This window comes from Pectobacterium sp. CHL-2024 (genome assembly GCF_044751765.1).
Lineage (GTDB): Bacteria > Pseudomonadota > Gammaproteobacteria > Enterobacterales > Enterobacteriaceae > Pectobacterium > Pectobacterium brasiliense.
Window position 1 is genome coordinate 1 of sequence record NZ_JBIXKO010000005.1, and the last position, 12,851, is coordinate 12,851.

The following is a 12,851-nucleotide window of genomic DNA, read 5'->3' on the forward strand; positions in this document are numbered from 1 at the left end:
GTTAAGATACGGTCTTGTGAGTGCCCACACAGATTGTCTGATTAAATTGTTAAAGAGCAGTGCCACTTCATCGGTGGCGCGGGCTGCATATACTATGCTTTTCCGCTGTGAAGTCAAGTCATTACTGACCGCCTTCGGTGAATCTTTTTCCTGTCACCGCAACCGCGTGTCGCTGTTGCCGTGTCAGTGGAGGCGCATTATAGGGACTTCTCGGCGGCTGACAAGCGCTAAATGCAAAAAAATTACCGAGTGGGGATTTTTTCAGCAAAGCGAATTAAAAGACGCCGTTATGCCGGATTTTTCGCCGCTAATTGAGAGAAAACCTCATCGGACAGACTGGCGTACCATCAATTCCGGCGTCAACACCAATGCATTAGGTTCAGTATTGGGATGTTCCAGACGATACAAAAGTGTATCCACCGCCAATTCGCCGAGTTCATCTTTAGGTTGGTGAACGGTAGTGAGAGGTGGTGACATATAGCGAGCCAGTTCAATGTCATCGTAACCAATAACCGCCATGTCTTGCGGAATAGAAAGGCCAGCCTGATAAAGCGCATGGTAAACACCAACGGCCATCGCATCGTTACTGGTGAACACCGCTTCAGGTTTATCTTCCAGCGCTAACAACTGCTGCATAGCGCGATAGCCCGCCTCAAACTCAAAATCGCCGAAAATTTCATAGTCAGCGGGAATGAATAGCCCAGCGAGCTGCATTGCCTGTCGATAACCTTCTAATCGGTTATAGGCGGTGGTCTTGTCTTTCGGACCCGCGATGCAGGCTATCTTTTTATAGCCACGAGAAATGAGGTAATTGGTCGCGATCTCCCCACCGAGCAGAGAGTTATCTTTAATGACGTCCATGACGCCTTCAAAAGGTGCCCAATCCATCATAACCATAGGTATAGAAGGATAGCGGCTCATCATTTCGGGCAAAGGGCGATGGCTTTCGGTGCACATCAACAGTACGCCGTCGACCCGCTTTTGCAGCAGCGTTTCGAGACTATGGCTCATTCTGTCGCGATCGCCTTCGGTATTGCACAGAATCAGGCTATAGCCTCGCTCATAACAGCAGCGTTCTACGCCACGAACCACTTCGGCATAAAACGGGTTATTACTGGCAGTCAGCAACATGCCGATGGTACGGGTCTGGTTTATTTTCAGACTTCTGGCCAGCGCAGACGGCGCATAGTTGAGATCCTCAACGGCCTTCATCACTTTTTCGCGAATGGTGTCGCTGACAAAGCGATTGTTATTAATGACGTGAGATACGGTAGAAGTAGAAACGCCCGCAAGACGGGCGACATCTTTCATGGTGGCCAAAGATCACCCCTGGGTTTGCAAAAATGCGTCGATCTCTTCACGCCACGGGACAGAGGGCTGAGCGCCTCGCCGAGTAACGGCTATCGCAGCTGCCGCATGGGCAAATCTTACTGCGGAGGACATGGGCTTATTTTCCAGCAATGCAGTCACTAACGCACCGTTAAACGTGTCTCCGGCGGCGATAGTATCCACGGCTTTTACACGATATCCCGGAATGCGCTGCCCCTGACCGTTTTCACTTAACCATACGCCACGGCTACCCAATGTGATGAGAACCGTTTCAATGCCTTTATCGTGCAGAACCTGTGCTGCGCGAGCCGCATCGTCTTCCGTCTCAACGGTAATTCCCGTCAGGAACTGCGCTTCGGTTTCATTCGGCGTGATCATATTGACCAGCGATAGCAGTTCATCGGGCAGTTCACGGGCAGGGGCGGGGTTAAGAATCACTTTCGTTTGGTGTTCATGCGCCAGTTTAGCGGCCGCAATGACCGTTTCCAGCGGCGACTCAAGCTGCATAAGCAATGCTGAAGCATCAATAATGTGTTGCTGATGACGATGAAGATAATCAGGCATCACAGCAGCATTCGCGCCGGCATTAATCGCGATCATGTTCTCAGCGTCGGCGTTAACAAAAATCAGTGCAACGCCGGTTGTTTCCCCGGAGATAGCCTCAACGGCGGAAACATCGATATTGTCCTTGGATAGCTGCTGGCAAATACGGGTGCCGATATCATCTTCTCCAACGCAGGCAATAAAGGCGATGTCTGCACCGCTTCGACCAGCGGCAACGGCCTGATTGGCACCTTTCCCACCGAAAGCAACGCTATATTGCTCACCGATCACCGTTTCGCCTGGACGGGGAAATTGCTCAAGATTGAGAATATGGTCAGCATTAATACTGCCCAGCACCACCAGCTTACCCGTTTTCATTATGTCGAATCCCGCTACGTTAATAATGCGCCACCACAAACGGGTGGCGCGAGCCCTGCTTTATTCTTTAATTATTTTGCTACCAGCTTCAGGTCAACCGGAATGATGGCCTGCGTTTTTTCGCCTTTCAGCACTTTCGCCGCCGTTTCGATACCGATCACACCGATCTGATCAGGACGCTGAGCAACCGTCGCAGCCAGCTTGCCTGACTCAACGGCCTTCACGCCATCCTGAGTGCCGTCAAAGCCGACAACCAGCACATCTGTTTTACCTGCGGTTTGCAGTGCACGCAGAGCACCCAACGCCATTTCATCGTTCTGAGCAAATACGGCCTGAACATCAGGGTGCGCGGTCAGCAGGTTCTGCATCACGTTCAGTCCTTTAGTACGGTCGAAGTCAGCGGGTTGGCTGGCCAGCATAGCGAATTTATTTTTCTCAGCAGATTTCATGAAACCGGCCCCACGCTCGCGCGCGGCAGACGTTCCGGCGATGCCTTCCAGCTGAATCACTTTAGCGCCTTCACCCAATTTCTTGGCAATGAAGTCACCGGCAACTTTACCGCCGAAGGCGTTATCAGAAGCCACGTGGCTCACAACTTCACCACTGCTCGCAACGCGGTCCAGCGTAATAACAGGGATCTTGGCCTGGTTAGCCATTTTAATCGCATTACCTACTGCATCAGAATCGGTCGGGTTGATCAGCAGAACTTTGGTTCCACGTACCGTCAAATCCTGAACGTTAGCCAGTTCTTTTGCTGGGTTATTCTGGGAATCCAGCACAATCAGCTCGTAACCCAGTTTGTCAGCTTCTTTCTGTGCACCCTCTTTCATTGAAACAAAGAACGGGTTATTCAGCGTAGAAACCACCAGAGCAACCGTATCTTTGGCCAAGGCATTAGCACTGACAGTCGCGCTCAGCGCAACAGCGGAAACCAGAGTAGCCAGCTTTTTCATATTCATAACTCAATTCCTGTGTGAATGAAGGTTATTTACTGCTTTTGTTATCTACCAGAACCGCCAGCAAGATGACGACTGCTTTAACGATCATTTGGTAGTAAGAAGAAACACCTAATAAATTCAGTCCGTTGTTGAGGAAACCAAGGATAAGTGCGCCGATCAACGTACCAACGATACGCCCTTTTCCTCCAGCCAGACTGGTGCCGCCCAATACTACAGCCGCGATAGCATCCAGCTCATACCCTGTACCCGCCGTCGGCTGTGCAGAGGACAAACGTGCGACTTCGATAATTCCCGCCAGGGCAGACAACAGCCCACACAGGGAATAGACAATAATTTTGACTTTATCAACGCTGATACCGGACAAACGGGTGGCAGACTCGTTGCCGCCCAGCGCATAGATATAGCGCCCCAGACGCGTATGGTGCAACATATACCAGGCTGCCGCGAACACGATAGCCATGATCCAGATTGGCGTCGGAATCCCCAGCGGACGACCGATACCAAACCAGCCAAACGCATCTGCTACGTCGGAAAAACCGGTATTAACCGGGCTGCCGTTGGTATAAACCATCGTCACACCACGAAGTAACAGCATCATGACCAACGTGGCGATAAACGCCTGCACTTTGCCTTTAGATACAATAACCCCCGTACCCGCACCAATCAGCGCCCCCAGCGCCAGTGCGCCAAACACCGCCACCAGCGCATTGACTTCAAGCCCGACGATGGAAGCCGCTACGGCACCGGTCAATGCCAGCAGGGAACCCACTGACAAATCGATGCCCGAGGTCAGAATCACCAGCGTCATGCCGACGGCCATGATGGCGTTCACCGACGTCTGCTGGAGAATATTGAACAGGTTGTTCAGGGTAAAAAAGTTAGGGCTCATGGCGGAAACAACCGCAATCAGGATCAGGAGCGCGATCAGCGATTTCTGCTCCAGTAACCACTCTTTGCTGAACCAGCGTTTTGCCGCGATAGATTGAGAACTCATGTCTGACTTACTCCTGCTTTGCGCCGTATTGCTTACCAACGGCCGCGGCCATCAGTGCTTCCTGGGTAGCTTGCTCAATAGGGAAATCACCGCTCAAGCGCCCTTCATGCATCACAATGATGCGATCGCTCATTCCCAAGACTTCGGGCATTTCGGATGACACCAATATGATGCTCAGCCCTTCTTCTTTGAATTGATTGATTAACTGATAAATCTCTTTCTTCGCCCCGACATCGACGCCACGCGTCGGTTCATCGAGGATCAGGACATTTGGGCGCGTCATCAGGCCACGGGCAATCGCCACTTTCTGCTGATTACCGCCGGAAAGCAGGCCGATAGGCTGCTCCATCGAAGGCGTTTTCACGTTGAACAGGCGAATAAAGTCGGCAACGGTCAGTTGCTCTTCGGCATGTTTCAGACGACCGCCCGCATGGCTGAAATAGCGCAGTGCGGTTAAGGACATGTTTTCTTTTACTGACATGCCCAGCACCAGACCATCACGTTTGCGGTCTTCGGAAATGTAAACGATGCCGTTTGCCAGGCCATCCTGCGGTTTACGGGTCACTACGTCGCGGCCATCCAGCGTCACATTACCGCCAGTTCGCGGCAGTGCTCCGTAGAGAATCTTCATCAGTTCGGTACGGCCTGCGCCCATCAGCCCTGCGACGCCCAGAATTTCGCCTTTCCGCACCGTAAAGCTGACACTGTCGACGCCCGGCCCAGACAGATTCTGTACCTTAAGGCGAACCTCTCCCGGCACTTTATTCGAACGTGGGTACTGATCTTCCAGCTTACGACCGACCATCATTTCAATCAGCGTATCTTCCTCTAAATCACTGACCGGACGCTCGCCGATAAACTGCCCATCGCGGAACACGGTAATGTCATCGCAGATTTCAAAGATTTCTTTCAGACGGTGGGAAATATAGACAATGCCGCATCCCTGAGATTGCAGCTCTTTGATCACGCTGAATAACGAAGCGGTTTCAGTATCTGTCAGGGCATCGGTCGGTTCATCCATGATGATGACTTTCGATTCAAAGCTCAGCACCTTGGCAATTTCTACCATTTGCTGATCGCCAATCGATAAATCCCCGACCATACGACGGCTGTCATAGCGCAGATTAAGGCGTTTCAGCAGCTTATCGGCTTCCGCATACATCTTGTTCCAGTCGATACGACCGAAGCGGTTGGTAAATTCACGACCAAGGAAGATATTCTCGGCAATCGTGAGTTGGGGAATCAGGTTAAGTTCCTGATGGATAATACCGATACCTGCTTCCTGGGACGCTTTCGGCCCGCTGAAATCGACCTCTTTCCCCAGAAAATGAATGCTGCCAGCATCTTTACGATAGATCCCGGTCAGAACTTTCATCATGGTGGACTTGCCCGCACCGTTCTCGCCCACCAGCGCCATCACTTTTCCCGGATAGACTTTGAGTGCCGCACCGGAAAGCGCTTTAACGCCGGGAAAAGATTTCGTGATGCCTTGCAGTTGCAGTAAAGGTTGCATTGATGCCTCAGAACGTTACGCCAGCACAAAGGATGACATTGGCATACGGAGAGCACTCTCCGCTGCGAATGATGGCCCGGCTTTTGCCGCTTTGGGTTTTAAATTCTTCATGGCTCACATAGTGCAATGCAATTGAGTTTCCCTGGTGTTGTTCAAGTTGCTTCAATTGATCGAGTAATGCGTCATGGACTGCGGGGTTCTTTTCAATAATTTCTTCCGCCAGAATAGCGGCCTCGACCTGCATTTCGCTGGTGACAACGCTAACCACCTGCAAAAACGTCGGCACGTTATGCGTCAACGCCAGATCGATACGGGTCGTCGTTTCAGGAATTGGTAAACCGGCATCGCCAATCACAAGGCTATCGGTATGCCCCAGTCGAGAAATCACGGAAGAAATATCTGAATTCAATAATGCTGCTTTTTTCATCTTATCACCCCACCAGCGAAACGTTTCGCTAATAACATTCTAGAAAAAGAAGCAAGAAAGGCAATGAAGAGATAAAAAAAATGTGATCACCATCGAAACGTTTCGCTAACAAAAAAAGAAAGGTAACGAGAGGTCGTTATAGGAGGTTGATAAATAGAGAAATGGCGGGACAAAGCCCGCCAATAGGGAACAGAGGATAATGCGTTAGAGTTTACGAATCTGCTTCACATCTACCCCAACAGCGTTGAATTCTTTATCCAACTCGCCTGAAATTTCCACTTTATCGGTAGGTGAAACCATCTGGCCATTCCAGCGTTTGTGATCGATCTCGACTTCCATCGTGCCCGTTGAATCGCGGAACAGGTAGTTTTCATCGCCGAGCCGTTTTTCAATATTCCCTCTCAGCGTCACCCAACTGTCATCACGCAAATCTTTAGCTTTATCTACCGTGGTGAGGGAACTCTGCGAATCGGTAAATCCCCCTTGATGTGTACCAACGGCTGGTGTTTCCGGATTGACAAAACCACCGCCACTTTGTGCAGCAAATGCTGGTGCAGAAACCAGAGCGGTAATGGCGAGTAACGCAGCTGCTTTTTTCATATTTACCTTCCTTATTTGCCTGTCGTTTCGCAGTCAACCTGCGGGAGTAATCGGTCTTCGATAAGGATTAAAGCAAATCGTTCTTAACAGAATCTTAAGGAAGCAACTTTCGCATTGTTGTTTTTTTATATTGCCGGATATTGCCCAGTTTCAGTGATTTGGCCTGTACACACCGGCTCTCTATTTCGTATAAAACCGGAAAAGGCATAAGCGCAACAGCAGCGCATTCTCTGCGAGGCAGCCATGAGAATATTGTTAATCGAAGACGATCGCCTGATTGGTGACGGCCTGAAAGCGGGGTTGAACAAACTGGGCTTTAATATCGACTGGTTTATGGAAGGTAAAGCGGGTGCTGCGGCATTGAAGGCGGCACCCTATGATGCGGTGGTGCTCGATCTCAGCCTGCCGGGCATGGACGGAATGGATATTCTGCGCCAGTGGCGTCAGGCTGGGCATGACGAACCGGTACTGATTCTGACCGCCCGCGATGCGCTGGAACAACGTGTGGAAGGGCTACAGAAAGGAGCTGATGATTATTTATGTAAGCCCTTTGCGCTGACAGAAGTGGCCGCTCGCCTGCAGGCGCTGATTCGCCGTCGTCACGGCCAACTTCAACCGGTATTAACGCACGGTGCAGTTTCCCTTGAGCCGGGGTCGCGGAGCGTTACGCTTAACAACGAACCGCTAATACTAAAATCTCGCGAACTGGCGTTACTGGAACTGTTTTTGCTCAATCCGAACCGCATACTCACGCGCGCACAGTTGGAAGAAAAGCTCTATGGGTGGGACGATGATGTCTCCAGTAATGCGGTAGAAGTGCATATCCATCACCTGCGTAAAAAGCTGGGTAGCGGGTTTATCCGTACCGTGCATGGCGTTGGCTATATTCTGGGAGATGCGCCATGAACCGGCTCAGCCTGCGTTTACGCCTAATTGCAGGTTTTACACTGCTGACATTGATTTGCTGGGGCGTAGCCAGTCTGCTTTCGTGGTATCAAACACGCCATAATATCAATGAGCTATTTGATACCCAGCAAATGCTGTTTGCCAAACACCTGGCCACCATGAATCCTGATGAATTGCGAATCCAGTCAGTTTCTCTGCCCAAAACCAAAAGTCTGGTACATGAGAATCAGGGAAAGCAGGAAGATGATGCGCTGGCCTTCGCCATTTTTACCCGCGATGGGAAAATGGTGCTGAACGATGGTGATAACGGCAAGGATTTCATTTTTAACTATACGCGCAACGGCTTCACCGACGGCAGGTTACGCGATGACAATGACGCCTGGCGCATCGTCTGGCTGACGACAGCGGATAATCGCTACGTGATTGCTGTCGGGCAGGAGTGGGAATATCGTCAGGACATGACGCTGGATATTGTAAAAACCAACCTGATGCCCTGGCTGTTTGCCCTGCCTATCATGCTGGCGCTGCTGTTTTGGCTGGTCACGCGTGAGCTCTCACCGCTAAAACGCATTACCGCCGAGCTTCAACAGCGTTCACCTGACGAAAGTACGCCGCTGGCGACGCAGCACATCCCGCAAGAAGTTCGCCCGTTGGTCAACGCATTAAACCACCTGTTTTCCCGCATCAGCGACATGCTGGTTCGTGAACGCCGTTTTACCTCCGATGCGGCTCACGAATTGCGTAGCCCGCTGGCAGCGTTGAAAGTCCAAACCGAAGTCGCACAGCTGGCGCATGATGATGAAGCCATGCGGCACCATGCGCTGGTCAATCTGGATAAAGGCATCGATCGGGCCACACGGCTGGTGGATCAGCTCCTGACGCTGTCGCGGTTGGATGCCGAATCGTCTCCCGAAGGGATGCAGCCCGTCCAGTTCAATGAACTCCTGCAACAGGCGGTGATCGCGCATTACCACACAGCGCAAACCGCAGGTATAGAACTGACGCTGGATTTACCGGACACCCCGGTTATTAGGCAGGGTCACCCGCTGCTGCTGACTCTGCTGGTGCGCAATCTGCTGGATAATGCTATTCGCTACAGCCATGAGGGAGGAACGGTAAGTTTGACGCTGACAGAGCGCTGCTTTCAGGTTGCCGATAACGGACCGGGCATTAGTGAAGAGGCACTGGCAAGAATTGGCGAACGCTTTTATCGCCCGCCGGGGCAGGAGAAATCCGGCAGCGGTCTTGGGATTTCTATCGTCAACAACATCGCAAAACTGCACCACATGCGGGTCACATTCACCAACCAGCCCGAAGGCGGGTTGATTGTGTCGGTTAACTGGCAAAATAGTTAACGTACTAGCAGCAACTCGCTGCCTGTTATTAGGGAAACACGAGGATGAGGTTCCCGCAGGGATGCCTCGTGGTCGACCGTATATCTCGATCTTATCCCAACATAAGATCATCTATTCGGTTTACTTAAATCTCGACCTGTATCCCCAGCTCAATCAGCCTGTTTGGCGGTATTTCAAACTGATCCGCCGCCCTCAGCGCATTGCGGCTGAGCATCATGAATAGCTTACCGCGCAAACGCAGATACCACGGGCGCTCACCGATAATCAGCGATTCATTGGACATAAAGAAAGACGTTTCCATCATTTGGCAGGTTAACCCATCCTGCCAGCAGCGCTGAAAGACCTCTTCTACATCCGGTGTCTCACGCCAGCCATAGTTGGCAATCACGCGCCAGAACGTCGGCGAAAGCTGTTCGACCGTCACGCGGCGCGCGTTAAGCACATAGGGCGCATCCTCCGTTCGCATGGTCAACAGCACCACGCGCTCGTGCAGGATCTTATTGTGCTTAAGGTTATGCAGCAGCGCGAACGGAATCACCCGAGTCGCGCGCGAGAAATACACGGCAGTCCCCGGCACGCGCGTCGGCGGCGTTTTCTCCAGCGAGGCAATCATGGCATCCAGTGAGTTACCATGCTCATGCAACCGGCGCAGCAACCTGAAACGCTCGCTTTTCCACGTCGTCATGATAATAAACATCACCATGCCCAGCGCCAGCGGCAGCCAGCCGCCGGAGAGGATCTTGACCACGTTGGCCAAAAACATCGGCACGTCGATAACCAGTAAACCCGCCAGCAACACCCACGCCAGATAGCGATTCCAGAGCCAATTCTTCACCGCCACCGTACAGAACAGAATACTGGTAATCACCATCGTGCCCGTTACCGCAATCCCATAAGCCGCAGCCAGATTGCTTGAATGCTCAAAGCTGACAATCACGATGACAACGGCGATATAGAGCATCCAGTTAATGGCGGGGATATAGATCTGACCAGATTCCATATCTGACGTGTGTACGATACGCATCGGCGGCAAGTAGCCCAGTCGCACCGCCTGACGGGTCAGGGAGAAAACACCGGAAATGACGGCCTGCGAGGCAATGATTGTCGCCAGCGTAGCCAATATCATCAGTGGAATCAGCGCCCAGTCTGGCGCCAGCAGGAAAAAGGGGTTCTTGATGGCTTCCGGGTCTTTTAACAGCAGCGCACCCTGCCCGAAGTAATTTAACACCAGCGATGGCAGCACTACCGTAAACCAAGCCAGACGAATAGGGAATTTACCGAAGTGGCCCATATCGGCATACAGCGCCTCGACCCCAGTAATCGCCAGCACCACCGCCCCCAGCGCGAAGAACGACACCGCTTTATATTCGATAAAGAAGCGCACGGCGTACATCGGGTTCAACGCCTGCAAGACTTCCGGGTTAGCAATAATGCTGCGCGCGCCCAGTACGCCAAGCGTCAAAAACCAGATCAGCATCACGGGTGCAAACAGCTTGCCGACACTACCCGTACCGTGTTTTTGAATGATAAACAGTAATGTCAGAACGACAATCGAGAGCGGAACGATATAGCTGTCCATTGAAGGTGCGGCAATTTCCAACCCTTCCATCGCCGACATCACCGAAATAGCGGGTGTGATGACCACTTCCCCATAGAAGAAGCTGCCGCCAATCAACCCCATGATGACCAACACGGACGTCATGCGATCGGAAGTATTGCGCCCGGCTAACGACATGAGGGTGAGAATCCCACCTTCGCCTGCGTTATCAGCACGCATCACATAGGTCAGATATTTCAGCGAAACAACGAGGACCAACAGCCAAAAGATCAGTGAAAGAAAGCCAAAGACCGAATCAGGTTCGACCCCAAAACCAAACTGCCCTGATAAACATTCCCTTAACGTATAAAGAGGGCTGGTTCCTATATCTCCATAAACCACCCCGATGGCCGCCAGCGTGACAGCCGGAAGCGAACGTTTATGTTCTGAGCTCATATCTATCTTCTGTTGTTAATCAGTTCGCGAATGTTAATCAGTCCGCGAAGCGCGTCATTCACAGCAACTCGTCCAAGAGCGCACAGTATGCACAAATCAGGGTAAAAACCCATTTTTATTATGCGGTCACCTGTATAAGAAACATCCTGTAAAAGGTGGTTTATTGCTTACTTACCCCGTTAGGGTGAATAATCCGTAAAAGTATTCTAATAAAAAACTGTGATCTGCCGTTTATTATTACTATTACCTTTCTGAAAGTAGGGATTTTCTGAGCGTCCGCTTTCAGCGGGATCAATCGGGTTCAGAAATAAACGATTTCGGTGCATCACATCATGGGACTAACGGATTAATTATGCGTCAAACTGCGGCATTGGCTGAAAGAATTTCTCGTCTCAGTCATGCGCTAGAACACGGACTCTACGAAAGACAGCACACCATTCGTCTCTGTCTGCTGGCCGCACTAAGCGGGGAAAGTGTTTTCCTGCTGGGGCCGCCAGGTATAGCCAAAAGTATGATCGCTCGGCGTCTTAAATTCGCTTTTCGTCATGCGAACGCGTTCGAGTACCTGATGACTCGCTTTTCCACCCCAGAAGAGGTATTCGGTCCCCTTTCCATTCAGGCGTTAAAAGACGAAGGGCGCTATCAGCGTCTGACCGCTGGCTATCTGCCGGAAGCTGAAATCGTGTTTCTGGATGAGATCTGGAAAGCGGGTCCCGCCATTTTGAATACCCTGCTGACGGCCATTAACGAGCGGCGTTTCCGTAATGGCAACAGCGAAGACACGATCCCGATGCGCCTGCTGGTCGCCGCGTCGAATGAATTGCCGGAAGCGGATGGCGGTCTGGAAGCGCTCTACGACCGAATGCTCATTCGTCTGTGGCTCGATCGCGTGCAGGAAAAACAGAATTTCCGTGCGCTGCTCGTGAATAACAGCAGCGAACGCGATAACCCTGTTCCGCCCGCTCTTAGCGTCAGCGATGAAGAGTACCAACAGTGGCAGAAGGATATTGAGCACGTCGCGTTGCCAGAATTTGGCTTTGAGCTGATTTACACGCTGCGTCAGCAGCTTGATGCGCTGGAACAGGCTCCTTACATTTCCGATCGACGCTGGAAAAAAGCCCTGCGCCTGCTTCAGGCCAGCGCGTTTTTCTGCGGACGGGATGCCATTACGCCGGTTGATATCATTCTGTTGAAAGACTGTCTCTGGCATGACCAAAGCACGTTAACGCTTATCGAGCACCAGCTTGAATTACTGATTACTGAGCACGCCTACCAGCAGAAAAGCCTGCTGTTCCGCTTGCAGCAGGTGAACACCAGACGTCAGCAATACCAGCGTGAACAAAGCGAGTTACAGGCCTTTTCGGTGGAGAAACAGGGGCACTTCCTCGGCCGCAAATTCCATTACACCTTGCCTGACACAATCGCCGCTGAAACACTGGATCTGGTGCTGCAACGCCCGCTGATTCTGCACGATATTGAAGTCAACCACCTGATCATTGAGAAAAATGCTCTGCAAGGCTGGCTGCAAAAAGGGGGAGAAATCCGGGGCAAGCTCAACGGTATCGGCTTTACCCAACGTCTCGATCTGCTGGTGGACGATCGCCAACATCTGACGGTTCGTGATATCAGCCTGCAATCCTCTATTCTTTCTCTGCCGGAAAAGCGCGACATTGCGCTTCCTGCCGACATTATCGATGAGTATGAAAAGCTGAACATGCAGTTGCGCGAACAGCGCCGCTTATTCAGCCAGCATCAGCCTTGCCTGTTTGTCCCCAGTGAGTGGTTGGCCAAAATAGAAGCCAGCCTGCAACAGGTCGCTGAGCAGATCCAGCAATCAGAGCAACAGGACTAACG

The 12,851-nt window shown here is 51.6% G+C and carries 11 protein-coding genes; 3 read left to right on the forward strand and 8 right to left on the reverse strand.

Features of this window, described 5'->3' with window-relative positions; all coding sequences use genetic code 11:
* Positions 1–324: 324 nt before the first annotated feature.
* From rbsR to ACIPUG_RS09875, 7 genes are all read right to left on the reverse strand, one after another.
* Positions 325–1,320: a ribose operon transcriptional repressor RbsR gene (gene rbsR, locus ACIPUG_RS09845; RefSeq protein WP_039281232.1), complete on the reverse strand. Its 996-nt coding sequence runs from the start codon at positions 1,318–1,320 to the stop codon at positions 325–327.
* Positions 1,321–1,323: 3 nt separating this feature from the next.
* The gene (rbsK, locus tag ACIPUG_RS09850) at positions 1,324–2,250 is read right to left on the reverse strand and encodes a ribokinase (protein ID WP_400338293.1); all 927 of its coding nucleotides are present in this window, start codon (positions 2,248–2,250) and stop codon (positions 1,324–1,326) included.
* A gap of 71 nt (positions 2,251–2,321) precedes the next feature.
* On the reverse strand, positions 2,322–3,209 hold the full coding sequence (gene rbsB, locus ACIPUG_RS09855; protein ID WP_005976509.1) for a ribose ABC transporter substrate-binding protein RbsB: 888 nt from the start codon (positions 3,207–3,209) through the stop codon (positions 2,322–2,324).
* A gap of 25 nt (positions 3,210–3,234) precedes the next feature.
* Entirely contained in the window at positions 3,235–4,203 is a 969-nt protein-coding gene (gene rbsC, locus ACIPUG_RS09860; protein WP_014917165.1) for a ribose ABC transporter permease, read from the reverse strand.
* 7 nt (positions 4,204–4,210) lie between these two features.
* On the reverse strand, positions 4,211–5,716 hold the full coding sequence (gene rbsA, locus ACIPUG_RS09865; RefSeq protein WP_039465707.1) for a ribose ABC transporter ATP-binding protein RbsA: 1,506 nt from the start codon (positions 5,714–5,716) through the stop codon (positions 4,211–4,213).
* A gap of 7 nt (positions 5,717–5,723) precedes the next feature.
* Entirely contained in the window at positions 5,724–6,143 is a 420-nt protein-coding gene (rbsD, locus tag ACIPUG_RS09870; protein ID WP_010300118.1) for a D-ribose pyranase, read from the reverse strand.
* 204 nt (positions 6,144–6,347) lie between these two features.
* Positions 6,348–6,743 (reverse strand): YgiW/YdeI family stress tolerance OB fold protein, encoded by a 396-nt coding sequence (locus ACIPUG_RS09875; RefSeq protein WP_400338295.1) that lies wholly within the window; start codon positions 6,741–6,743, stop codon positions 6,348–6,350.
* A 243-nt stretch (positions 6,744–6,986) separates the two neighbouring features.
* On the opposite strand from ACIPUG_RS09875, the gene qseB reads away from it, so the two are divergent.
* Both qseB and qseC read left to right on the forward strand, forming a co-directional pair.
* Positions 6,987–7,649, forward strand: coding sequence for a quorum sensing response regulator transcription factor QseB (gene qseB / locus ACIPUG_RS09880; protein ID WP_400338296.1), 663 nt, complete (start codon positions 6,987–6,989; stop codon positions 7,647–7,649).
* Entirely contained in the window at positions 7,646–9,004 is a 1,359-nt protein-coding gene (qseC, locus tag ACIPUG_RS09885; RefSeq protein WP_400338298.1) for a quorum sensing histidine kinase QseC, read from the forward strand. Before qseB ends, qseC begins: the two co-directional genes overlap by 4 nt.
* 124 nt (positions 9,005–9,128) lie before the next feature.
* On the opposite strand, the gene kup is transcribed toward qseC, so the two are convergent.
* Positions 9,129–10,997, reverse strand: a complete 1,869-nt coding sequence (kup, locus tag ACIPUG_RS09890; RefSeq protein WP_039465695.1) for a low affinity potassium transporter Kup — start codon at positions 10,995–10,997, stop codon at positions 9,129–9,131.
* 352 nt (positions 10,998–11,349) lie between these two features.
* Here kup and ravA point away from each other — a divergent pair, with 352 nt between their 5' ends.
* Positions 11,350–12,849 (forward strand): ATPase RavA, encoded by a 1,500-nt coding sequence (ravA, locus tag ACIPUG_RS09895; RefSeq protein WP_039281250.1) that lies wholly within the window; start codon positions 11,350–11,352, stop codon positions 12,847–12,849.
* The last annotated feature ends 2 nt before the right edge of the window (positions 12,850–12,851 follow it).